Consider the following 23,695-nt stretch of genomic DNA (forward strand, 5'->3'; position numbering starts at 1 on the left):
TTTGTTAACATTCACCACGTTTTATACGGCTTTTTCATTAGTTGGGAATTGTAGTAGCGTATATCTCCTGTCACTTCTTCACTTATAAAGTCCGGTTTTACAAAAGCCTCATCTTCAGATTCCAGTTCTATTTCAGCAATGACAAGACCGTCGTTTTCACCATAAAACTCGTCAACTTCGAATACATGTTTGCCACTGCGCACCAAATAACGAGTTTTATCAATAATACCCGGTTCGCAAAGTTTCATCAATTCTTCCGCTTCAGATAAAGAAAGTTCCTTCTCCCACTCATAGCGACTGGTGCCGGAAGCATTGGAAGCGCCCTTAATAGTCAGATAGCCTTTATCGTCCCGAATGCGTACCCGGACAGTTCTCCCGCGAGCACTGCTGATATACCCTTGTACAATACGGCTTTGCGCAAATGCAAAGGATTTAAATTCTCCGGAAACTAAAAATTTACGTTCTATTTCTTGTGCCATGGCACAAAAGTAACCATAAAAATTAAAATCTCGTCATAAACTCAATTACGATTTTATCCTGTTCCGATTCTTTAGGTATGCCGGACTTCTTATAGAAATACTTCTCAAAGTTCAGCCGCAGGTCGGCAATAAAAGCTTTAGAAAGACTTAGTGTGATTCCGCCTGTCACACGATGGCGGGCATAATCATTGATTATTAAGGTCTTGGTTGTTTCATCCATCTTGCCGTCACTATGGTCTGTCATCATGTCATAACGGGCAAGGAAAGAAATCTTATTGAATACCTTTTTCAACGGTAAATCGTAATTAATGAAACTATTCACTGCATGTACATCCTTAAAAGCTTCGTGTCCATACATCTTATATAAATATTCCGCTTCAATATGAAAACGATTGTTCTGATAATAGATGCCGGCATCATACATATTAATCCGTACATTTTCCGGTTTTATCATTTGGGTGCTGAGCGTTACATTCCAGTTCTTATCAGGCAATAGCTGTGCTTTCACCGAATAATTGAGCGTCTTATGCCATTCCTTCTGATTAGTCAGACCGGAACCATTGAATAATCCGCCTTCAAGAATAAATGGAAGACCATCTTTATTTGTATAGGCAGTAGTAAAACCGACATCACGCACATTTCCCACTTGCTTGGCTATGAACGAACGGTTGGCGAAATATTGCTGATGAGGAGAACGATGGGCGTCTATCGTGAAAGGAACACGCATCTGTCCAAGCGTAAAATTCAGGTCTTTCATCGGAAAGACACGCGCATAGGCATCGAGCATCTTAATAGAACCTTCGTCAGAAAGGTCTATCTCGGCTTTATAAGCTACCAAAGGATGCACATTCCCCGAAACGCTGAAACGCGCGTTACGCACTTCGAAACGACTTTCCTGCGTTTCTGTCTGGAATTCGTATTTTCCCCGGATTGTTCCATGAATTTCGGGTAGATAATCCTTAAATTCCATTGTTTCCATCTCCAGTTTCTTGCCATCCCCGGCATCTTCTTTGGCCTGCCCGAAGGCTGCTGTCGCTAGCAGAAGTGTAACGACTGTTGTTGTAATTCTACTCATTTCAGTTGTTTGCTACTTAATTCGTGGCAAAAGTACAACTGCGAGGATACACAAAAATGACAATTTGAATACGGATAGGTTACGGAAAAGTTACATTCCCGTTACATGAGTTACGGAAGCATTACAAAACAAAATTCACCACAGATTATATGATTTACCGGAGTTTTCAATAAATGAAACGCAACTGTTTCATTCTCTCCGCACCATCTCTATAATCTGTAGTGAATCAATCAGCCGAAAAAGGAATATGCTATCAGCATAATCAGCGCCAAAATAATTAATGAGACGAATACTATTTTGACAACTTTCTGGGCTTTCTCTTCTTCCTTCTTACTTATTGCTGCTTTTTTCTTACTCTTACCCATAATAGTTAGCTTTAAAGTTCAACGCTAACAAAGTAAGAACAATTCTTTTAACTTTCCAAAAATAACACTTGCTAATTTTGCATTTTATGATTCCTGTGAAGAGAATTCCATCAGATAAGCTTTGATGAAGTCTTCTATCTTACCGTCCATCACTCCGTTTACATCCGAAGTCTGATAGTTGGTACGATGGTCTTTCACACGGCGGTCATCAAACACATAGCTTCGTATCTGCGAGCCCCATTCGATTTTCTTCTTGCCGGCCTCCACCTTTGCCTGTTCAGCCATGCGGTGCTGCAACTCCTTATCATATAAGATAGAGCGTAATTGGCGCATTGCATTCTCACGGTTCTTCGGTTGGTCGCGGGTTTCGGTATTTTCAATCAGGATTTCTTCTTCCTCGCCTGTATAAGGGTCTTTGTACTGATAACGCAGACGGACACCGGATTCTACCTTGTTCACATTCTGCCCACCGGCACCACCGCTTCGGAAGGTATCCCATGAGATATTGGCAGGCAGGATATTCACCTCAATACTGTCGTCCACCAACGGAGTGACGAATACAGAGGCAAAAGAAGTCATACGCTTGCCCTGTGCATTATATGGAGAAACACGCACCAGACGATGCACACCGTTTTCCCCTTTCAAGTAACCGTAAGCAAAATCCCCTTCGATATTGATTGTACAGGTTTTAATTCCGGCTTCGTCACCTTCCTGAAGGTTGGCAATGGTAGCCTTATACCCGTTTGTCTCGGCATAGCGCAGATACATACGCATCAGCATGGAAGCCCAGTCCTGACTTTCCGTACCACCGGCACCGGAGTTGATTTTCAACACACAAGCCATCTGGTCAGCCTCATCACGAAGCATATTTTTGAGTTCGAGTGCTTCCACAGCTTCGTAAGCTTTCGCATAAGCCGTGTCCACGTCTTCCTCAGTCACCAATTCTTCCTTATAGAAATCAAATGACAGTTCGAGCTCGTCTGCCAGCGTCTTGACTTCGTTATAGCCGTCAATCCACTTTTGCAGGTCTTTCACCAGTTTCATTTGAGCTTCAGCCCTCTTCTGGTCGTCCCAGAACCCCGGAGCTTGTGTCCTTAATTGTTCTTCTTCGACTTGAATTTTCTTCCCGTCGACGTCAAAGATACCTCCTCAGCGCATCAGTGCGCTCTTTCACGTCTTTAAGTTGTTCAATAGTAATCATTTGATTTAGAATTTTATTATTTACAAATTTCTGATATTGGGCACAAAGATAAGCAAAAATCCGCTACTAAAAAGGAACAGCGGACTATGCGTTTTCTTCGTACATTTTTTCTATCAAATCTTTATAGTTTTCCGAAACGACCGACCGCTTCAACTTCAACGTATTAGTCAGTTCCCCACGTTCCATGCTGAACGGTTCGGGAAGCAAAGTAAAACGTTTGATCTGCTCATAATGCGCAAACTGCTGTTGTAAGGTCTCTATCCGTGCACGGAACAGGCCGACAATCTTGGGATGCCGCAACAATTCAGCCATATCTTTATATTCGATGCCTTTCTCCTTTGCGTACTCTTTCACATATCCGTATACAGGTACAATCAGAGCAGAGACAAATTTACGCTGATCGGCAATAATGGCAATCTGATCTATATAACGGTCGATAACCAACTTCGTTTCCAAAGCCTGTGGCGCAATATACTTACCGTTCGACGTTTTGAACAAGTCCTTGATACGTTCCGTCAGGAAAAGCTGCCCATTCTTGAAATATCCCGCGTCACCCGTGTGGAACCATCCATCGGGTTCAATGGCGGCAGCCGTAGCTTCCGCTTTCTTATAATACCCTTTCGTGATAGTTTTACCACGGAGCAGAATCTCATTGTCTTCGCCAATCTTCACTTCAACTCCCGGCAACACAACACCTACCGAACCAATATCATAACCAACCGGCAACGTACATGATACAGTAGCCGTAGACTCTGTCAGTCCATAGCCAACCACCATATTAATGCCTACCGAATGAACAAATTCATTGATTTCATCGGGCACGGCAGCACCGGCAGTCGGAAAAAAGTTACCGTTCTCAATACCGATAGTCTTCTTCAGTAAAGAATAGATAGTCTTTTCGTAGAACTTATATTTCAGTTGGTTCATCACCGGCGGAGTCTTACCCTGACGCAGATAATCCAAGTTATGAATTCTGCCTACCCGGATAGCATCGAGCATCAACGCTTTCTTCACACCTGTCGTTTCATTTATTTTCTCCTGTACACCGGCATATACCTTTTCCCAAAAACGGGGAACACTGCACATCAGTGTCGGACGAATCTCCTTAATGGTGGTCTGAATATCCGCCGGGCGAAGATTAATGCAAATCTGCACTCCCTTATGGATACAGAGATAACACCATGCTTTCTCGAACACATGAGTCAAAGGAAGGAAGTTCATGGATACATCCTTATCGGACATCGTAGTCAGACGGTCATCATGCGTATGAAACTGCTCCAAATAACAGGAATGGTGAAGCATCACCCCTTTCGGCTCACCCGTTGTTCCGGATGTATAGAGGATATTCGCCAAGTCATCATAAGAAGCACGGTCCGTGCGTTCTTCCACCACATCATTCTGCAAAAGCCCTTCTCCCATCGCCATAAACTCATCAAAATAGATAGACGATACGTCACGAGGATCCTTCACCACCGAACGGTCAAAGATAATCAGTTGTTGCAGGGAAGTACAGAAACCGAAGATACTGAAAGCAGCATCATACTGGAATTGCTCACCTACAAAAAGATAACGTATTTGTGCATCATTGATAATATATTGTGCCTGCGCCGGAGAACTGGTTGCATAGAACGGAATAGTAACAGCCCGATTAGCAAATGCTCCAAAGTCTACATAAAACCATTCAGGTTTATTCTGCGAAAAGATTCCGATATTTTCTTGTTCCTCTACTCCCAGTGCCACAAGTGCGTTGGCTGCCTGTCTCACTGTTCCGGAGAATTGATTCCATGTAATCGGAATCCATTGTGCTGTCTCATAGTCGCGATATTTCAGAGCTACCTTGTTGCCATATTTTTCAGCCTGACGATGGACTAAGACAGATAAATGATGATAAGTCATACTCTTTGTATTAGTAAATATGGCGCAAAGGTATTGGTTTTATTTGAAACTATTGCGCAAAATTAGTCAGAAGTTTTAATTTCATGGTCTGAATAAAAGGAAAATAGAAACGGAAAAATTGCGTTTAAAGATATGATGAAAAGCTTCCTTTTCATCATTATTCGGGATTAACTATGGATAATACGCTTGCACTGTTTTCATTCAAAATACATACCTCAAACGGCCTTAGATAGATTCCATTTCTGTACAAGTCACTATAGGACACTCCTTGCTTTTGAAGTCTACACGAAGTCTGCGCACATAGTCCGGTCGAGCCTCTTCGCCGACAGACTCCAACGCCTCAATGAAAGGGGTAATTTCGAGCTTTCGATATGCCTTGCAGTGATATACTGCTGTTGTGTCCGAGGGATGTATCTCCACATCAAACTTCTCTTTAGCCACCAACACGACTTCCAACTGTTCTCTTCGGCGCCAAGCATTTATAATAGGATGAAATCCGGATATATGCCGTTCAATTAAGTATTGTTTTCCTTTTTCTGTGAGCCATACGGTGGCCCTGACTGAGGCACTGTCTCTACGGATAACATTATATGTTATCAGACCAGCGTCCCGATAGCGAATCATGCACGAGTCACATCCGTGACATTCGTATGTCTCGCCCATATAATTACCATTTACAATCCACACATTACTGATGGGAGTTTCCATACCTCCCGGAAGAGGATGGGTGACATGCGGATATTTGCCCCCGAGAGGCAAGGTAACTTTACCTGTCTGCAAAGCAAGAGCATATAACTCCCTATAGGGCTCGAGATGATTGCGGACTACGCGTTCCACATCAGTACAGTTGGTGTTACAAGCCGTGCAAAAACATATCACAGCTATAACAAACATTCCAACAATGACAATTCTTCGTGAAATAATATCAGATAGCATGTTAGGCATATAATCAGATATTAAACTGGTAATCAATAATAAAAAAGGAAGAACACAAATTACACAAGTTATATTGGAAGATAAAGACATCAGCCTCTGAATGTCTAACTTGTGTAATTTGCGTTCTTTCTATCAATTCACACTATTTAATGAAAGTAATCTCATAGATGTCCGGTCCTGTGCCACCGCTGGTTGTCAACATTCCATCAAACTTGATAGCACGTATGTTAACAGGGTTCTTAAATTTCATATATATGACACCATTGTTATCTCTGACAAATCTACCATACGAAATGAATCCGTTGCCTTCATCCACATACACATTCAAACTTCCAAGCTTGTAGCTATTGGTAACAACGTCGAGTCTGACACCCAGAATTTTGATGGGTTCCGGGAAAGTCATTGTCAGGTAATCATTTCTGCCGGGATACCACGTATTACCGGAGCGGTCTCCATCATACAAGCATTCCAGCCTACTGGTTTTGCTTGACTCAAAAACAACATTGTCGTTAAAATACTCTCCTTCAATCACATCATTGGAAGAATCAATATTGTCTTTTTCCAACTTGATGCTCAGCTCAATCAACACGTTATAGTACTGTCCCGATATTCTCACTCCACTGACGACATCTACAAATTCCAAACAAAGTGGCAGAACATATCCCGGCAGTTTGTTCAATAAATCCGGATTAGTGATATCAAGAGTAATCGTCCCCTCTCTGCTTCCGGCAGTTATGATGGCATCATTCAGTTCGTATGCTTCGTCCGGAAACTCTGTCAAAGTATATTCTTCCAACAAGTCGAGGTCCTTTTTGAGACAGACCTTGACATCTTGGTCCAAAGTTTTTTTCATTTTGACATTAAAAGTAAACTCTGTACCTTCGGTTATCGTAGTCTGTTTTCCATCATTTCTGGCATTCAGTTTCAACACAGTCTTACCATCCAAATACAAAATGTTGGAAGGATCAAACGGAAACTCTTCCGGAATATCCACAAATACATAGTTTGCATCGAGCTGATAAGCCAAATCCTGACTTACCACTTCTCCTTGATTGTCATCGCTACAAGACGAAAAGGCAGCTACGACAAACAGTATATACAACAATTGAATTATTTTTTTCATCTGTTTTGATTTTAATTTGTTACACAAACATGAAAACTATTCTTCTACAATGATCAAGTCTTCAGCTGGGAATTGAACATTCTCTACATACGACATCTGAGGAGGATCCTCGTCCCAGATATCCAATGTGCGAAAATCCGAGATTTCCCAATTGCCTGTCAGTTCTCTCATTTCATTGTTCTCCACTGTGTTGAAAGGCATGTACATAATCAGACTGGGATCTGTTGGATCTTGAGGTAAATATTCTTTATCTATTATTTCACCTTCGGTCAATGCTCTGTTCCACATACGCGCTTCGCGAATATAAACACCGGAGTATTCTGTATTTCCTATATATAAACAGCACTTTTTTATGTTTGAGAAATAGATAGGCGAAGTCTCGAACGTCTTCTGCAATTCTCCATTCACATAAACTGAAATACTGGAAGCATCCTTGTGAACAAAGCTGATGTTCAGCCATTTCCCCCTAGATAAAGGTTTGTCGGTCCAAGTATCATCTCCATCACGACCATTCTTGATTTGAATACCTCTCTCTTCGTTAATACGAGTATAAAAATCACCCGTACCGGAGCTTATTGACATAACGGTTTGATTACTGCTAGTCATTCTCGGATAAAGCATACTTACCTGCATAGTCCAATTATTCATAGGCTTTCTCAACTCATCATTAGGTACCAGTGCGATACTTCCTGCACGCGAGAATCGTCCGACAGAAGTAACCAGTTCGCGGCTCAAACGGATGATGGTAGATTTCGGTGAGCTCAACAGTTTATACATAGAAGAATGAGTGACAGATACCGGAATGGCAAAACGCTTGCTATAAGGATATTTATTCTCATCCACTCTGGGAATCTTTACTTCAACACTGGCATTGTACTGTCCGGGGCCAATGGTCACCACGGCTTTTCCATGTGTTTCTTTCTTATCTTTAGTAACAAACACAAAGTCCTCTACCGACATGGGTTCCAGTGCCAGACCAGTTTTGGCGTTATACTCCTCCAGTAGTTGTTTATCTACTTCTACTGTTATTTCCACCGGTTGGTCGGTAATATTGGCCAATCGAGGAGTGATTACAGCACTACCACCTTTTTCGTTATTTACCACCATAGAGATTATACCACTGCTATTGGCGTTGCCCATGTAGACCGCATTGTCGGTCCCTTCTCCTTCACCACTGACCATGTCGCATGCAGCGAAAAGACCTAAAGACAAGAATAATAATATAATATGTTTCTTCATTTTATTCTTTGTTTATAAAGTGACTATATTACTTGATAGGAGGATTCATGATAGAAATTGCCTCCCGTACATTACGATATTCGTTTTTGTTGAATGAATCCGCATTAATGTGATAAGCACCGATACCACCGGCCTCGCGGTTTAGTTCGTTAACCACAAAGTTGGCATACCTTTCAAAACTTTTCTGGTTGCTTACATTGTTTTCGAATGTCTCGGTATAAATAATCTGGTCTTTCACATTGTTTCCCAAGCGGTCGGTTATTCTGGATGTCCACCCACTATAGCCACCGTTATAGGATTGTGCCACAAAGTAAGAGAAAAGAGGTGCCATTTCTGGAGACAGATAGTGGATTGAACCATTGATATTCAAAATCTTCTTCTTACCTTCTTTGGCTTCCAGTTTGTCCAAGCCATCGCGCAACGTTTGAAAGAAGAGATTTTCATTCTCTTTATTACCGTTCTGGCTACAAGAGATGATAGGCCTGTTGTCTGCCCAGTTAGCAGTCCAATCACCGCAGTGATTGCCAGGTTTGAAGGGAGAGGAATAGGAAGGCTCATAGTCGATGTCGAAGCCATCATACCCATACTTGGCGATAGAGTCCAAAATCGCTTGTGCATATTGCTTGATTCCCGTTTCCGGATTATCAGACCACCCTCCTTCAGGAGTATTACTAAGTCCGTTACCCACATTTTCCACAATCCAGCCCACAATGACTTTGGTGCCTTTGTTCTGCACCTCTCTCATCTGTTTCAGGCGTTTCTCATTGATATTAAAACAGTTACCCCAAATTGAAACGATATCCATACTGTCGGGAAGCAACGTCAGATTAGAGTATTCGCCCGGAGTTTCGGCACTCCATGCGTTGAACCATCCGAACATCACCGGATGCTTGGTCTCTTTGTACTCCCTTAAGTCTGCAAGATAGAGTTCATAGAGACGTTTGTTCTCCTCGGCTATGCGTACAGAGTCCTCATAGTTCTGTTGTTTCTGGGCATCTTCTTCCGCCCATTTATCTTTATCACGTTTCTCGTACAGATCTTTTACGGCTTCTTTTTCCAAGTCGATGGTTTCAATGTCAGTACATGAAAACATGAAACTTGCCATGAGTGATAAAACGAAGCATTTTTTTATGTTATTCATCATTTCTGTATTGTTTAAGAGTTACTTTTTTCTTTTTTATCCCACCATACATTTACGGAAGCCTTATCCATGCCGCCCAAATATTGTTGGATGGCTTTTTGCAGGTTTTCACCGTTGTGTTCATATTCATCGCGCGGATATGGGATACGGCGCACGCCATCCTTGTGACCGTCGCTTTTCTTCACATCAGAGTTAGTGAAATTGTTCACCGGAGGAATCTGTCGCGGATATCCTGTGCGTCTCCATTCGCTCCATGCTTCTTGACCATCAGGGAAAAGGGCCAGATACTTCTGTGTAATAATGCGTTCCAACTTTTTCTCCACATCATCCGCTTCGTTCCACTTCACGGTGATGGTACTGGGTGCTGCATAGTTGTAAGCCGCATTAACCGGGTCTACAAAGGCCTGCGGAGGAGTATTACTATTCAGGTAAGAACCAACGCTTACACCACATTCAGCAAAAGATTTCCGAATACCCGATTCATAATACTGTTGAGGAGTTCCACCGCCCATATCAAAGCCTGCCAAAGCTCCTTCTGCACGCAGAAAGTCTATCTCCGAAGCCCTCATCCAATACACAGGATCGTCTTCCGAAATGTTAGGCAGTGATGCTCCGTCATACACTTTTTGAGTAACCGGCAGACCTGCACGTATAGCTTTCTTTCCTTGGTCTTGAAAATATTTGGAGATACGCGAGTCTGAATATCCTTTCAAGTAACATTGGATAGTGGCCCCCATGCGGCTATCGTTATACTGCCCTGGGTCAGCAATCTGGTACATCGGATGTTTTGTCTGCAAATTAGCACCTCTATCCATCTTCGCCATATCGTCTATGTTTTCCATCACACCCATTGGATTCTTAATAGCCTTTTCAGCATATGTACGTGCCAATTCCTCATCAGCATAGCGCACACGGATTGCAAGTCGTAACATCAATGAGTTGGCCAGACGTATCCACTTGGCTACATTACCCTCATACACTACGTCCGAAGCCATAGGTACGGTACTGTTCGCTTTCATATAAAAGTCGTACAGGATAGTGACAGCTTCGTCCAGTTCTTCGAAGAATGAGCGATACACCGACTCCTGAGAATCATATTCCACGGTGAATGAGCCGTTTCCCACCTGCTTGTAAGGGATAGGGCCAAACTTGTCGGTAGAACGATGCAGCCCCATAATCTTAGATATCTGTGCAATAGCGTACATTTCTTTATTGGGATTTTCACCGCTCATGTTGATATTCTTCAGTTGAATCCAAGGCGCAAAGATGTTGGTGATAGCATACTCATACATCAGGTTCACCCAGCCTTCCGAAAAGAAGAATGTAGTAGTATTGGAGGCCTCGTTCCATTTGTTATCACGTGGTGAGAAATATCCTACCCACGAGTCACCACACAAGTTGATGGAAATCTGATAAGCATTAGTCAGGTCTGTATTATCTGTTTTGAGCGGTACAGGAATGATATGTTTTTCCAAATTCGGCATATAGGCACCGTTAAGCACACCGTCCTTCTGCTCCATGTCCTTGTCTGGTAGATACGGGTTTTTATTTATCTCTTCAAAATCCACGCATGAGGTGCTTGTCATGAGCCCTGCACATGCCAATAGTATCCCCACTATCTTTTTTATCTGTATTTTCATAAATTGAATATATTAGTTGTTACAAGCTAAACTTAATACTAAATCCTAAGTTCCTTAAGCTGGGAGCCATGAAAAAGTCACTACGATTATACGTACCTGTAGAACCGTTCATGTCGGGGTCGAACGGAGCCTTACGATAGAACATGAAGAGATTGCGTCCCACGAAGGAGACGGCGGCATTATTGAAAACATTGCCCAGCCACTTCTTCGGCAGCGAATAGGTCAACGAAAGTTCCTGCAGACGAATGTTGGTAGCATCGTAAGTATAGTAACTCATCAGTCCCTGTCCACCCACAGTATTGTAATAGCGTTCGGCATCATATCGGTGTCCGTCCAACATTACACCACCGTTATCGCGAGCTTCAGCCGATACCTTAGACACACCGAATGCATCCATAAATGCCTGTGTCTGTGATGTGACGATACCTCCAAAACGTCCGGTAATCATTAAACCCAACGAGAGATTCTTATAGCTGATATCGTGACGCCATCCCATAGTAAAGTCCGGATCGGCCGAACCTAAACGGATACGTTGGGTGCGGTCAACCTGATAACCGGTTCCTTCTTCAACGAGCCTGCCGTCTCTGCCACGCTGCAAAATACCTGTGGTAAAGACATCGGACATGGAATAGCCTTCGCGTAGATACACATCGCCAGCTTCCTTCAAAGTCAACTCTGTAATATTTACCAGTGAGTTGTCGATAGGATTGCGATAGTCGTGTACCATTTCTACAATCTTATTTTTGTTGGCCGTATAAGTCAAGTGTGTAGAATAGTTCACCTTACCGAACGTATCAGTGTAGCCCAATGTCATTTCCACACCTCGGTTGCGCACGTTACCAGCCTGAACATAGAAACCCGAATAACCGGTGGCAGGAGACATGACCGAAAGGAAAGTCTGGTTATATGTATTGGATTGGTAGAAAGTTCCGTCGAAAGAAATCCGTCCGTTCAGGAAACGGGCGTTGATACCCACTTCATAGGATTTGGTCCGTTCCGGTTTGAAATCGGGATACGGATAAGTGGAAATCGGGTTAATAACACCACCCGACATCGGATCAGTCACCGTACCGGGAGTGATACCTATCTGTGTAATAGGCGAGCCTACCTCGGTATAAGATGTACGCAGCTTTAAATAAGAAATAAATTCAGGCAATTTCACCATTTCGCTAATGATACCTGACAAACCGATGGAGGGATAAAAGATACAGGGAGTATCTCCATTGCTGACCAACTGAGAGGCCCAGTCGCAACGTCCCGTAGCTGACAGATAGAGCATGTTTTTCCACCCCAGTTCCGCACTGGCAAAGAAAGCAACGTTGCGTGTACGAAGATATTCTTGGTCTCTTTTACCTGAAGCGGGTTCTACATTGGCCAGCGAGAAAAGATTGGGTACGGTCATCAGTTTGCCACCTACATTAATGCTACGTGTGTAATGATCTTCAAAGCTACCGCCCACGTTAGCCGTCAGCGAAAAGTCTGCACCGAATCGTTTGTTAATATTAGCCATCACGTCAGCATAAGTTTGAGTATAGAACTCCTCTTTAGTCGTGTAGCTACCTTTCGAAGAACCTGTATACAGTTCAAGTGTAGAAGCATGAAGTTTACGTTCTTCGGTAGAATGAGTCTTATCCAAACGCACACGTCCGGCAATATTCAACCAGTCGAAAATATCATATTGTACTCTACCGTGAAGCATATAACGGTTTTTCTTGGTAGGGAACATCTCACGGTTGATAATCCAATAGGGATTTTCAAAGGAGAGTCCCTGATCACCATATTCCCAGTTCTGGGTAGGGAAACGACGTTCTTCGTTGTAACGCTCGAATATTTTCACATTCTCGAAATCCTCGCCACGGGGAAACAGATAAAGCGGGAACAACGGGTTGAAGTAACGTCCGCCTGAAATCATGTTCTGCTCGGCTTGAATGACATAACTGGCTCCCAAGTCAACATGCAACTTGTCATCCAGCATGAGCGCAGTATTTCTGAAAGAGAAGTTGTAACGGTAATATTCATTGTTTTTAATGACACCCTTAGAATTGGTAGAGGCCAAAGAGATAAACGTTTGATTAGTTCTGGTACCCGAAGAAATGTTCAGCGAATTGATGGTGTTCATACCAGTCTTGAAAAAATCCATGGGATCAAATGAGGAAGGTGTAGCCAGTTTCTCGCCCCAGCTTCGATAAGAGTTTTCTCGGTTACCATACCTGTTTTGAAATTCCGGTGATATCATCGGTTTCGAGAATTCTGTATTGGATGAGAAGTTAATCTTCATCTTGCCCTCACTACCTTTCTTGGTGTTAATCAGAATCACACCGTTGGCCGCAGCCGCACCATAAAGAGCCGCTGCCGAAGGACCTGTCAGCACAGAAATGCTTTCAATATCATCGGGGTTAAAGTCCGAGATGCTTTCACTACCGGCCACTGCACCATATTCTGTTTGAATGACACCACGTGAAGGGTTTCCAATGGGCATACCATCAACCACATACAAAGCATTGTTGTTGCCGACAATAGATTTGGAACCACGCATGATGACGCGTGTAGCACCGCCCACACCAGAGGAACTCTTCTGGATATTGACACCAGCCACCTTACCGTTCAAGCTGTTCATAAAGTTAGCGTCTTTGGCTGCGGTAAGTTCTGAATTACTTACAGTCTGTACATTGTAGGAAAGCGCTTTTTCAGCACGTTTGATACCTAAAGCCGTAACAACTACTTCATCCAGTGCCTGTGAACCATCTTCCAACACCACATTGATTACATTTTCTTTTACAGCTACTTCCTTCGGCTGATAGCCGATATAGGAAAACACCAATATGGGAGTGGCACCTTGTGTGGTAATGTGATAGTTGCCATCTATATTAGTTACAGTTCCGTTAGTAGTCCCTTTTTCAAGCACAGTAACTCCAATTAGCGGGTCACCTTTTCCATCCACTACATTACCCGCCACATTTCTGCTTTTAGATTTTTTAGCAGCCTGTTCCGGAATAATCATTATATAAGTATCTTTTACAGTATATGTGAACCCCGTTCCGGCAAGAATAGTATTCAGCGCCTGCTCCAAAGACTGGTTGTTTATATCTAAAGATATTCTTGTATTAGGGAGTTGAGAACTGTTGTAAGATACAGACATTTTGGTCTGTTCCCTAACGTCAGCCAAAGCTGTTTGCAATGAAATATTCTTCTTTTTTATTGTTATTTTACTATTACTTTGGGCATAAAGCATTGACCCTATTAATAGTAGAAAAGTCATTAATATACTTTTTCTAGTGTTTTCCAGATATAAATTCATATCTTTACGACGTTTTTAGTTTTAAATCATGTATTTTTTCTCGTTTCTTAAATAAGCAAGAAGTTGCTTATTTGTTTTTAAGGCTAAAAATCATTTCATATCCGGAGAGGGTGGAGCCTCTTCCGGATATTTTTTTACATAAGCATATTAGATTTAAGTTTAACAAAAAATATTTATTGTTTTTCTCTACCAGATAATATAGCAGATACTGTCTTCCAATCGATAATTGAATTGACCAATGACCACCTTCATCACTTCCAATGTCTCTTCCAAAGTCGCGTCTTTTCTGAATACAAAATTATAACGGTCTTGATTAGATTTCTTTGTTGAGATATGAAATGTGATTCCATAATGACGTTCCAGTGTCCGCACAATTTCGGCGAGAGTAACCTTGTCGAACACAAGTTCTCCCCTCATCCATGCGGTCACATCTTTCATGTTGGCAGTCAGCAATTGGCAGTCAGCCGTACATTTATTATACACAACCTGATATCCGGGAGTTAAGACATAGCTGGTCGTATCATTGCAATCCACTCGTACTTTTCCTTCGATCAAAGAAGCTGTTATTACATCTTCTTCCGGATAAGCTTTCACATTAAACTCTGTTCCCAAGGCAGTTATTGCCATATTTGAAGATCGCACAATGAAAGGTTTCTCCGGATCTTTTGCCACTTTAAATTCTGCTTCTCCCATCAGATAAACCGTTCGGGTCTTGCCCTCCAGATTTTCAGGATAAAATACATATGAACCGGAATTCAGATGTACGGTAGTTCCGTCCGGAAGACTGATTGTCTCTTTAGATCCATTATTCACATAATGTTCCACCATCACGGTGTTGTCCCTGTCAAAATGATTGTAACTTACCCACAAAGTAGCCGTCACAGACAGAAAGATGATAACAGCAGCTGCCGCAACAGATTTCCACAAATTCCAGCGGTTTGTATTTGTAACCATTGGAGTGTATTCAATGCCGATTTTATCCAATACCTGCTGAAACGAATGCTCCATACCACGCCCAGACTTTCCTTTTGTCTCAAACCATAGATTATGAAGCGCTGTTTCTTTCTCTTCTGCAGAATCAGAACTGATCATCCAACGGTGAAATCTGTCGATTGTCCGCTTTGAATAATCAAAGTCAATAAAAGAGCGTAGCTGTTTTTCCAATTTACTTTTCATCTATACCAAATCAAGTGTTACATATAAGAGACAACTTGCCAGGCATACATACTTAGTCTAAATAGAAAAAAAATAAAAATAAAACGATTTTTTTTAGATCTTGAAGGGCTTTATAAATATGTTGCTCAACTGTACGAACCGAAACATTCAGTTTCTCAGCAATTTCCGGTGAAGTCATTCCTTCCTCTCTGCTCATTAAAAAAACACGCCTACGCTGTTCCGGCATACGTTCAAGGGCCATCTGAACAAAAAGCTCAAGTTCATGAGCACAAAATTCATCATCCGGCGTAGGCAATCCCTGCTCCGCCATTCGCATTTTTTCTGCTGCGACATCCAAATAGTCATATTCTACAGCCTTGTGCTTCAAAAAATTATAGATATGGTTTCGTACAACTGTATATAAATAACTATCCAATTTTTCACGTTCTAACCATAAATCCGGTTTCTCCCATAGCTTAACAAAAATATCTTGAGCTATATCTTCTGCATCTTCTTCTGATTTTAACAATTGCCATGCGAAAGTCTTTACTTTGGGAAAATTCAGATCAAAAAACTTTTTAAAACGAAGAACTTTATCTTCCATTCGTGTGATAATCATCATGTTTATCCATTAAGATTAACAAGTAAAATATAAAACCCTCCAACAAAATTAATTATTAAATAATTTATCAACAACCTTTTCATAAGAAAACATTCAAAAAAAAAAGTTCTCAAGACCTTCTTTGGCATAAACAACTAATAATCAACACATAAGCATTTCTTTATTAATTTTATTTGAAACAATTGTGCAAAATGACTATCTTTGTGTAAAAATAATTAGTAACAATATAACATCTGAATTACAACGCTAAAGCAGTATATCCAACTATGAAATATGATATTCCGTATATGGCAACCGAGGCTGTAAGCCTACTTAAATCATTGATTAGTATCCCCTCAATCAGCCGGGAAGAGACTCAGGCTGCCGATTTTCTGCAGAACTATATCGAAATGGCGGGTATGCAGACCGGACGCAAGGGAAATAATGTATGGTGTCTCAGCCCGATGTTCGACCTGAAGAAGCCGACTATCCTGCTTAACTCCCACATAGACACAGTAAAGCCGGTGAACGGCTGGCGGAAAGACCCGTTCACTCCGCGGGAAGAAAACGGCAAACTGTACGGTTTGGGAAGCAATGATGCCGGTGCCAGTGTTGTCTCTCTCTTACAGGTGTTCCTGCAACTATGTCGTACTTCGCAGAAGTATAATCTGATTTATCTCGCTTCCTGCGAAGAGGAAGTTTCGGGCAAAGATGGAATTGAAAGTGTATTGCCGGGACTTCCGCCCGTTTCATTCGCCATCGTAGGCGAACCTACGGAGATGCAACCTGCCATTGCCGAAAAAGGATTAATGGTTTTGGACGTGACCGCGACAGGAAAAGCCGGACATGCGGCACGCAATGAAGGAGATAATGCCATATATAAGGTATTGGATGATATCGCCTGGTTCCGTGATTATCATTTTGAGAAAGAATCTCCGCTACTGGGAGCTGTGAAAATGAGTGTTACCGTAATCAACGCAGGTACGCAACATAATGTTGTTCCGGACAAATGTACTTTCGTCGTCGATATACGCAGTAATGAACTTTACTCCAACGAAGAATTATTTGCTGAAATCAAGAAACATATTTCTTGTGATGTCAAGGCACGTTCGTACCGTCTCAATTCTTCACGGATTGACGAGAAGCATCCGTTCGTACAGAAGGCTATAAAAATAGGATGCGTTCCTTTCGGCTCTCCTACCCTGTCCGATCAGGCATTAATGTCCTTTCCATCGGTAAAAATAGGGCCGGGACGCTCTTCACGCTCGCACACGGCAGAGGAATATATCATGTTGAAGGAGATAGAAGAAGCTGTCGGAATCTATCTGGAGTTATTGGACGGGCTTCTGATTTAACAGAAGCCAATTACAGTCTTCATCGCTTTCACTTTTTTTCCTAAACTACCATCCAGAACAGGAAAGCGGGTGGAAGCGACACTACAAACACCCTTTTATTACGCTTTCAAACGTTTCACCATTCTACAAGACGGCATCACGGAGACGATTACACACGGCAAGAATCGTTCACCGCTTACCGCCGCACCACATCGCGCGACACCCCATAATACCCTGCCGCAGCCACATAAATCGGCTGCATACATTTACCTATATTACGCAGCTTCCCTTCTTCCTGCAATCGCCGGAGATGACGGTTCGCCGTAGTCCGTGTCATGCAGCACACTTCCTGAAAATCGTAGCGGAGCATTACGTCATGGTCTGCAAAATATTCTTTCAACCGCATATCTATCTCTACTGCCGACAAAACTTCCGAATGGCGCGCATACTTGCTCCGGCTGACTTTAATACCAGCAAGTTCCCCCTTCAAACGGGCATCGGGACGAAACCCGATTGTTTTCAACTCCATTTTCGACGATTTGTTCTTGGTGCTGCGAGTCACTTTCTGCGTGCTCCGCAGAATGGGGGCAAAATAACCGAGTCCTTCGATATGTATCTCACGACCTTCGCGAAGTTCCTCGCCACAGATTTGGGCAAGCATTTCAAACGCATTTTTCACATCACCCACAGAAAGGGAACTGCGTCCGTGAATCATCCGGCATAGCTTATCCGTCCCCAGCTTTCCATTCAAAAAAATACGGGGATGCAAACCCTTTTCTTCAGAATCATCGGATTCACCGGGATTCTCATACCAATCGTAAAGTATAGCCATAGTAGTTAACGTCTTTATAATGAATACTTTTCATGCAAAACCTTTAAAGTTATCAATGACCCACTACTGTGGTTCACTCAAACTACAATTGCCATTCAATCAGATGACCTTTGTTATTTAATTAAACCACGATAGTGAATCATTGATAACTCTACGGCAAAGATACGATAAATAATAGTGAAAAGGGTGATAAGAAGCCGACTTCTTCCGTTAAGGAAAAAATATCTTTTTTCTAGAGAAATTGCAACGTCACAATACCGCCTTTTACCATCCATGTCCGACGGAAGAAGTCTTTCATGCCTGTTACCGGATAGCCGGAGACAATGAAGAAGGTGAAGACACCTATAAACACCAAAGAAAAAGGTACCGTTTTCACCGATTGCATTACTTATCTACTGAGAACTTGAAGATACATTGGCTCATGTACTTTTCACCCGGACGAAGCACAGCCGAAGGCCATTCGGGTTTGTTCGGGGTATCCGGATATTTCTGTGTTTCGAGACATACGGAAGCACGCTGGTTGTAGGTAATCCCTTTCTTTCCAGTCAAAGAACCGTCAAGGAAGTTTCCGGCATATACTTGAACTCCCGGTTCGTTGGTATATACATCCAACACAATGCCCGTTTTCGGTGATTTCAATGAAGCAGCTTTCCGGTTGATATCGCCTTTGGTATTCAAGATCCAGTTGTGGTCATAGCCATTACCATTTTTCAATTGGACAAAAGCGTAATCATTGATGCGTGCGCCCACCGGAGTCGGTGTACGGAAATCCATTGGAGTACCTTCTACAGAAGCTATTTCGCCCGTTGTCATGAATGTGCTGTCCACTGGTGTGTAATAATCAGCATCAACAGTCAGCAGATGGTCTGCATTGCTGCCGGCATCTCCGTCAAGATTGAAATAAGAGTGGTTTGTCATATTCACGATAGTAGGCTTGTCCGTTTCCGCCTCATAACGGATATCAATGGCATTGTCATCTGTCAGCTTCATCAAGACTTTGCAAGTGATATTTCCAGGGAAACCTTCTTCACCGTCTTTTGCGACATAAGTAAGTTCCACTTCCTGGGGATTCGGCTGCACTGCATCAAACACGCGATACTGGAAACCTTGCGGGCCACCGTGCAGGCAATGCCCATAGTTATTGCGAGGCAATTGATATTCAACGCCGTCCAACGTAAATTTACCTTGATTGATACGGTTTGCATAACGACCGATACTAGCTCCAAAATCGGAAGGCTTACTGATGTAATCCTGAATAGAATCAAAACCCAGCACTACGTCACGCATCTGTCCGTCCTTATCGGGAACCATTACGGAAACGATACGCCCACCGAAGTTTGTAATGCAAACTTCCATATTGTCCTTATTACGCAAAGTAAACAAATCGGTTTTCTTTCCGTCCACTTCCGTCTGGAATTTACTCTGCAACAACCCGGATTCTGTAGCCTTTTCAGCTTTTGGCGTACAAGCCGCCATCAAAAGGGCGGCAACTCCCCATACACATAATTTTCTCATGTTCTTTCGTTTTATTCAGTTAGTTTATTCTCAATTATCTGGATAAAGTCTATGCCACAAAGGTGGGAAATCTTCTATAAAGAAAAGATTAATTATTAACCAATAAATAACAGAAACTAACCAAAACCACTACGAATCTAAACATTTCGCGTTTTTTACGCGATATATATTATAAGACAGGAACGCTATGAGAACGCCACTTATAAGGTTAGAAACAGTCATCTATTTTATCGGTTGAGCCAAGGCTCCGGATTCAGTTTCTCTTTTTCCCGTCGCAACTGGAAATGCAATACTGTCCGTCCATTATCCGTTCCGTCAGAGAAGACTTGTCCTATGGATTGCTTCGTTTTCACAGTATCACCGGTTTTCACAGAGGCCGATGAAAGGTTACAATAAACGGAAATGTAGTTGCCGTGACGGATAAGTACATTGAATAATCCGTTCAACTGGAATACGGCTGCTACTTTACCATCGAAGATGGCACGTGCCTGCGCACCCGGTTTTCCCTGTATATCAATTCCTTTATTATCCAGTTTCACGTTGCGAAGTCCCTCCACCGCATATTGTCCGTAATGACTGGTGATGATATAAGCACCGGATATAGGCATGGGAAGTTTTCCCCGGTTGGCGGCAAAGTTGCCGGACAGTTCCCGGTCTGCCTTGCTCATGGTGTAGGCTTCCAGAGGTTTTGAGTTTGTTTTTGCTGCTGTCCCCGCTCCGGAAGACCGGCTCTCCTTACCCTCCGCCTTCCTGCGTGCAGCCGCTTCGCGGCGGGCTTCCTCTTGTGCACGCTTGCGGGCACGTTCTATTTCTTCAGCGATTAGCTTGTCAATACGGGCATTCAATTGGTTTGCCTCTCTTCGTTTCTTATTAATCTCATTTTGAAGGCCTTTCTGTTTCTTTTGCAGATTGGCTACCAAGGTTCGTTTTTCTTTTTCCTGAGCTTCCAGTTTCACCTTTTCGCCTTCACGTTCTTTCAGCAGATTCTCCTTGGCTGCTTTCACCTGTTGGCGTTCGGCTTTTTTCTTGCGTATCTGTTCTTGCTTCTTCAGGATTTCTTCTCCTTGCAAACGTTGGTAAGTGGCATATTCACGTACATAGCGCATACGTCGGTACGTCTGTCCCAGATTCTTGGCTGAGAAGATGAACATTAATTTTTCCTCTATTGATTTATTCTTATACAGGTATTGGACAGAAGCTTCATATTTCTTCTTCTTTTCTTTCAAATCCTTCTCCAGTGCCCGCAACTGGCGTTCCAAGGAGTTTAACTCACGTTCAATGGCGTCCACATCATTGTTTATAGCCAGAATATAACGTTTCCGTTCCTCAATCTGTCCGGTCAATGCAGCCAGACTATTCAGTTGGCTGCCTACATCCTTCTTTGTATCCTTCAATATAGATTCCGACTCGGCAATCTGCTTTTGCAGCGCGCCGCGCTTACTTTCCAACTCGCGAATCAACTTATTCGACTGAGCGGAAAGCGGAACTGCCAACCACAGGCAACTGACAAGAATAACAAAGAAGCGTTTCATCATAACAAGGCCGTCAGCATTTTTACTAATTCTTCCAAAGGAACTTGCCGGTATTTAGCAGTAAGTTCCGTAGGAGTCATGGAGAATTCTTTCGTGGAAAACTCATAAAGTTGCACTTTCGCCTTTTCCAGTGAAGGGATTCCTACATCTTTTCCCGTCAGTTCTGTTTTCCCGCCGGGCAGGGACGCATCCATCAATATCTTTTCCAAACGGGAGAACTCCGCGTTCTTCGGTAACATACCTTTCAATTCTTCTTTAGTCGCACGGACAAATCTCCTGTTCATCCGGTCTACCAACAATACTTCATCGGGAGTGATTTCGATACGGGCTACTTCCGTACGCAGAATAGGCATCAACAAGGAGACTTGTACCCGTTCATGGGTTTTCATCTTCATTGTTCCTCCTACGGACATGCTTCCTCCTTTTTTATTGGGAATAGTCAGTTGAAGTCTGGAAGTCAGATAACTGGATACGGGAGCCTTTGTTTCCGAAGTCGCCAAACGCTTGGAACTCTTACAACCTGCCAATACGACTACAACCAACAATAGATAAACGAACCTTTTCATTCTGCAATATATTTCTTCTTTTCTATTTTCTGTTTCAATGTTTTCGACTCACTACCCATTTCCAACGCCTGTTTCCAGTATTTCAGCGCCCCTTCGACATCGCCGGTCATAAAGTAAATATCTCCGCAATGCTCCACAATCACATCACTTTTCTCCCCGTCACTCTTCATCGCATTATCAATGTAGATACGTGCCTCGGCATAATTTCCTTTTTCAAAAAGAATCCAGGCATAAGTATCGAGATAAGTCGAATTATTGGGTTCGGCCTTTACAGTTTTGTAGCTCATTTCTTCCGCCTTATCCAAATCACGTCGTTCTACCGACAGGTAATAAGCATAATTATTCAATGCGCCGATATTGGAAGGATTGTACACCAAAGCCGAATCATAGGCGGCATAGGCTTCCGACATCTGTTTCTTCGTATGATAAATATCACCCATTATCGAGTAAAAATCCGAAATAACTTCTTTTCGTGTATCAGGTGTGACATGTTCCAGCGCCCTGTTACAAACACTTAATACACTGTCCGTCTGTTCAGCCTGATGATAGGCAATTGCCAGATAATAATACAATTCCAAAGCATCAGGAGTAGCCTCGATACCCGGCTCACAAACTTTTATAATCTGTTTATAATCTTCTTTTTTCACAGCGGCACTGACTAGCATCAAGCGGGCAGCCTTGTTAGTCGGGTCTAAATCAACCACCTGTTCTAGGACAGGGACAGACTCCTGCTCCATATTCTTCGACAGCAGATACTGCGCATAAAGCATCGGGACTTGCGGGTCATCCTGTTCCTGCTTCATCATCCGGTCAAACAAAGCAATCACTTGGGTACTGTCTTTAGCCGATGACTGTTCATTTTCCACAATTATCTGACGCATGACATTGATTTTCGTATCAGGAGTCACCTTCTTGTTCAGCAGCAGTGTATCCAGTTGTTGCTGATACAGTTCTTTTTGCCCGGTCTGTTCATAATAAGAAGCCATCGAGAAAAGAGCCATCGGATTGTCCGGCTCTGCCGCCAGCACTTTCTGATACGCTGCATAGGCTTCCTCTTTCTTTCCATTTTGAAGATACACATCACCCAGAATTACCTGATAACGCATATCCATCGGATATTCCTGCACCAGGCTCTCAATTTCCTGAAACGCTTTCTTGTCATCTTTCATCTGAAGATAAATACGGAATTTCTCCATAGACAACTGTTCATTCTTGCCCAACCGTTTCTCCAGACGGTTCAATGTGGAAATCACCTCATCATACTTCTCCTGACGGCTGTAAATATCAAGCAGACTGAACAAAGGGTCTTGTTTTGCCGGGAAACGGGTAACCATACTTTCGAGCAAAGTCACTGCCTTATCCAGCTCATTCTGTTGCTGATACAAGCTAACCAATCCCTGGCTATACCAGAAATTGTCGGGAGCGTAAGCTACCGCTTTCTCCAAAGCAGCCTGACCTTGCGGTACCTGGCGGAGAAACATATAATACTGGGAAACCTCGTAAAGCGCAGAGGAAGCATTTGGATTAATATCCAGACAATGCTGCAACAAGCCAAAAGCTGCATCATATTCTTTCTTTTCCTTCATCCGCATGGCTTCCAGAAAGAAGTAGTCATACTTCCGCTGTTGTTCGGCAGTCACCTGTACTTGTGGAAGGAAAGAAACTCCCTCACCTGTCGCGGACTTCGCCGTACGTCCTGTACGTGTCGTTCCGCATGAGGCCAGTACCCAAACTGCGACCAGCAGCCATCCTATTTTTATCTTCATT

Annotated in this window: 20 protein-coding genes; 1 reads left to right on the forward strand and 19 read right to left on the reverse strand. The window is 42.8% G+C overall.

The window, feature by feature from the left end; all coding sequences use genetic code 11:
• Nucleotides 1-11: 11 nt before the first annotated feature.
• The 13 genes from BQ7997_RS12850 to BQ7997_RS12905 all read right to left on the reverse strand — a co-directional run bounded on the left by BQ7997_RS12850 (nucleotide 12) and on the right by BQ7997_RS12905 (nucleotide 16,167).
• Entirely contained in the window at nucleotides 12-479 is a 468-nt protein-coding gene (locus BQ7997_RS12850) for a CYTH domain-containing protein (RefSeq protein ID WP_022139010.1), read from the reverse strand.
• Between the two features lie 22 nt (nucleotides 480-501).
• Nucleotides 502-1,554, reverse strand: coding sequence for a porin (locus tag BQ7997_RS12855; RefSeq protein WP_073346799.1), 1,053 nt, complete (start codon nucleotides 1,552-1,554; stop codon nucleotides 502-504).
• 230 nt (nucleotides 1,555-1,784) lie between these two features.
• Nucleotides 1,785-1,919: a hypothetical protein gene (locus BQ7997_RS26020; protein ID WP_022139008.1), complete on the reverse strand. Its 135-nt coding sequence runs from the start codon at nucleotides 1,917-1,919 to the stop codon at nucleotides 1,785-1,787.
• Nucleotides 1,920-2,003: 84 nt separating this feature from the next.
• Nucleotides 2,004-3,120 (reverse strand): peptide chain release factor 2 gene (prfB, locus tag BQ7997_RS12860; protein ID WP_139260906.1). Its coding sequence is split into 2 segments (ribosomal slippage): nucleotides 2,004-3,056 and nucleotides 3,058-3,120, totalling 1,116 coding nucleotides; the frame shifts between segments, so codons are not numbered across the junction.
• Between the two features lie 84 nt (nucleotides 3,121-3,204).
• Nucleotides 3,205-5,016 (reverse strand): AMP-dependent synthetase/ligase, encoded by a 1,812-nt coding sequence (locus BQ7997_RS12865; protein WP_073346801.1) that lies wholly within the window; start codon nucleotides 5,014-5,016, stop codon nucleotides 3,205-3,207.
• Between the two features lie 225 nt (nucleotides 5,017-5,241).
• A complete protein-coding gene (locus BQ7997_RS12870) occupies nucleotides 5,242-5,961 on the reverse strand; it encodes a hypothetical protein (RefSeq protein ID WP_073347406.1) in 720 nt (239 codons plus the stop codon).
• Nucleotides 5,962-6,094: 133 nt separating this feature from the next.
• Nucleotides 6,095-7,075, reverse strand: coding sequence for a DUF1735 domain-containing protein (locus BQ7997_RS12875; protein ID WP_073346802.1), 981 nt, complete (start codon nucleotides 7,073-7,075; stop codon nucleotides 6,095-6,097).
• Between the two features lie 36 nt (nucleotides 7,076-7,111).
• Complete coding sequence (locus BQ7997_RS12880; protein WP_073346803.1) at nucleotides 7,112-8,314, reverse strand: DUF1735 and LamG domain-containing protein; 1,203 nt, start codon at nucleotides 8,312-8,314, stop codon at nucleotides 7,112-7,114.
• Nucleotides 8,315-8,342: 28 nt separating this feature from the next.
• Nucleotides 8,343-9,458: a glycoside hydrolase family 18 gene (locus tag BQ7997_RS12885; RefSeq protein WP_044654820.1), complete on the reverse strand. Its 1,116-nt coding sequence runs from the start codon at nucleotides 9,456-9,458 to the stop codon at nucleotides 8,343-8,345.
• Nucleotides 9,459-9,469: 11 nt separating this feature from the next.
• On the reverse strand, nucleotides 9,470-11,095 hold the full coding sequence (locus tag BQ7997_RS12890) for a RagB/SusD family nutrient uptake outer membrane protein (protein WP_073346804.1): 1,626 nt from the start codon (nucleotides 11,093-11,095) through the stop codon (nucleotides 9,470-9,472).
• 19 nt (nucleotides 11,096-11,114) lie between these two features.
• A complete protein-coding gene (locus BQ7997_RS12895) occupies nucleotides 11,115-14,393 on the reverse strand; it encodes a SusC/RagA family TonB-linked outer membrane protein (protein WP_073346805.1) in 3,279 nt (1,092 codons plus the stop codon).
• A gap of 186 nt (nucleotides 14,394-14,579) precedes the next feature.
• Nucleotides 14,580-15,569, reverse strand: a complete 990-nt coding sequence (locus BQ7997_RS12900; RefSeq protein WP_073346806.1) for a FecR family protein — start codon at nucleotides 15,567-15,569, stop codon at nucleotides 14,580-14,582.
• A gap of 52 nt (nucleotides 15,570-15,621) precedes the next feature.
• Entirely contained in the window at nucleotides 15,622-16,167 is a 546-nt protein-coding gene (locus BQ7997_RS12905) for an RNA polymerase sigma-70 factor (protein ID WP_073346807.1), read from the reverse strand.
• A 269-nt stretch (nucleotides 16,168-16,436) separates the two neighbouring features.
• Between BQ7997_RS12905 and BQ7997_RS12910 the strand changes: the two genes are divergently transcribed.
• Nucleotides 16,437-17,504 carry a M20 family metallo-hydrolase gene (locus tag BQ7997_RS12910; protein ID WP_073346808.1) on the forward strand — a complete coding sequence of 356 codons (1,068 nt, stop codon included), beginning with the start codon at nucleotides 16,437-16,439 and terminating at the stop codon, nucleotides 17,502-17,504.
• Nucleotides 17,505-17,679: 175 nt separating this feature from the next.
• On the opposite strand, the gene BQ7997_RS12915 is transcribed toward BQ7997_RS12910, so the two are convergent.
• The 6 genes from BQ7997_RS12915 to BQ7997_RS12940 form a co-directional block, all read right to left on the reverse strand.
• Nucleotides 17,680-18,315, reverse strand: coding sequence for an HU family DNA-binding protein (locus BQ7997_RS12915; RefSeq protein ID WP_022139002.1), 636 nt, complete (start codon nucleotides 18,313-18,315; stop codon nucleotides 17,680-17,682).
• 232 nt (nucleotides 18,316-18,547) lie between these two features.
• Nucleotides 18,548-18,691, reverse strand: coding sequence for a hypothetical protein (locus tag BQ7997_RS25510; RefSeq protein ID WP_159436763.1), 144 nt, complete (start codon nucleotides 18,689-18,691; stop codon nucleotides 18,548-18,550).
• An 8-nt stretch (nucleotides 18,692-18,699) separates the two neighbouring features.
• A complete protein-coding gene (locus BQ7997_RS12925) occupies nucleotides 18,700-19,830 on the reverse strand; it encodes an aldose epimerase family protein (protein WP_073346809.1) in 1,131 nt (376 codons plus the stop codon).
• A 227-nt stretch (nucleotides 19,831-20,057) separates the two neighbouring features.
• Nucleotides 20,058-21,365 carry a murein hydrolase activator EnvC family protein gene (locus tag BQ7997_RS12930; protein ID WP_073346810.1) on the reverse strand — a complete coding sequence of 436 codons (1,308 nt, stop codon included), beginning with the start codon at nucleotides 21,363-21,365 and terminating at the stop codon, nucleotides 20,058-20,060.
• Nucleotides 21,362-21,928 carry a lipoprotein insertase outer membrane protein LolB1 gene (locus BQ7997_RS12935; RefSeq protein ID WP_073346811.1) on the reverse strand — a complete coding sequence of 189 codons (567 nt, stop codon included), beginning with the start codon at nucleotides 21,926-21,928 and terminating at the stop codon, nucleotides 21,362-21,364. Before BQ7997_RS12935 ends, BQ7997_RS12930 begins: the two co-directional genes overlap by 4 nt.
• Nucleotides 21,925-23,694, reverse strand: coding sequence for a tetratricopeptide repeat protein (locus BQ7997_RS12940; RefSeq protein WP_073346812.1), 1,770 nt, complete (start codon nucleotides 23,692-23,694; stop codon nucleotides 21,925-21,927). The genes BQ7997_RS12935 and BQ7997_RS12940 overlap by 4 nt, the downstream gene beginning before the upstream one ends.
• Nucleotide 23,695: the final 1 nt, after the last annotated feature.

This window comes from Bacteroides congonensis (assembly GCF_900130125.1).
In the GTDB taxonomy this organism is placed as follows: Bacteria; Bacteroidota; Bacteroidia; order Bacteroidales; family Bacteroidaceae; genus Bacteroides; species Bacteroides congonensis.

Coding starts and splice junctions, on each gene's coding strand:
- BQ7997_RS12880 (WP_073346803.1), bottom strand. CDS start 8,314: ATGAAGAAACATATTATATTATTATTCTTGTCTTTAGGTCTTTTCGCT.
- BQ7997_RS12940 (WP_073346812.1), bottom strand. CDS start 23,694: ATGAAGATAAAAATAGGATGGCTGCTGGTCGCAGTTTGGGTACTGGCC.
- BQ7997_RS12900 (WP_073346806.1), bottom strand. CDS start 15,569: ATGAAAAGTAAATTGGAAAAACAGCTACGCTCTTTTATTGACTTTGAT.
- BQ7997_RS12850 (WP_022139010.1), bottom strand. CDS start 479: ATGGCACAAGAAATAGAACGTAAATTTTTAGTTTCCGGAGAATTTAAA.
- BQ7997_RS12935 (WP_073346811.1), bottom strand. CDS start 21,928: ATGAAAAGGTTCGTTTATCTATTGTTGGTTGTAGTCGTATTGGCAGGT.
- BQ7997_RS12890 (WP_073346804.1), bottom strand. CDS start 11,095: ATGAAAATACAGATAAAAAAGATAGTGGGGATACTATTGGCATGTGCA.
- BQ7997_RS12930 (WP_073346810.1), bottom strand. CDS start 21,365: ATGATGAAACGCTTCTTTGTTATTCTTGTCAGTTGCCTGTGGTTGGCA.
- BQ7997_RS12895 (WP_073346805.1), bottom strand. CDS start 14,393: ATGAATTTATATCTGGAAAACACTAGAAAAAGTATATTAATGACTTTT.
- BQ7997_RS26020 (WP_022139008.1), bottom strand. CDS start 1,919: ATGGGTAAGAGTAAGAAAAAAGCAGCAATAAGTAAGAAGGAAGAAGAG.
- BQ7997_RS12865 (WP_073346801.1), bottom strand. CDS start 5,016: ATGACTTATCATCATTTATCTGTCTTAGTCCATCGTCAGGCTGAAAAA.
- BQ7997_RS12875 (WP_073346802.1), bottom strand. CDS start 7,075: ATGAAAAAAATAATTCAATTGTTGTATATACTGTTTGTCGTAGCTGCC.
- BQ7997_RS12925 (WP_073346809.1), bottom strand. CDS start 19,830: ATGAGAAAATTATGTGTATGGGGAGTTGCCGCCCTTTTGATGGCGGCT.
- BQ7997_RS12915 (WP_022139002.1), bottom strand. CDS start 18,315: ATGGCTATACTTTACGATTGGTATGAGAATCCCGGTGAATCCGATGAT.
- BQ7997_RS12855 (WP_073346799.1), bottom strand. CDS start 1,554: ATGAGTAGAATTACAACAACAGTCGTTACACTTCTGCTAGCGACAGCA.
- BQ7997_RS12885 (WP_044654820.1), bottom strand. CDS start 9,458: ATGATGAATAACATAAAAAAATGCTTCGTTTTATCACTCATGGCAAGT.
- BQ7997_RS12910 (WP_073346808.1), top strand. CDS start 16,437: ATGAAATATGATATTCCGTATATGGCAACCGAGGCTGTAAGCCTACTT.
- BQ7997_RS12905 (WP_073346807.1), bottom strand. CDS start 16,167: ATGATTATCACACGAATGGAAGATAAAGTTCTTCGTTTTAAAAAGTTT.
- BQ7997_RS12870 (WP_073347406.1), bottom strand. CDS start 5,961: ATGCCTAACATGCTATCTGATATTATTTCACGAAGAATTGTCATTGTT.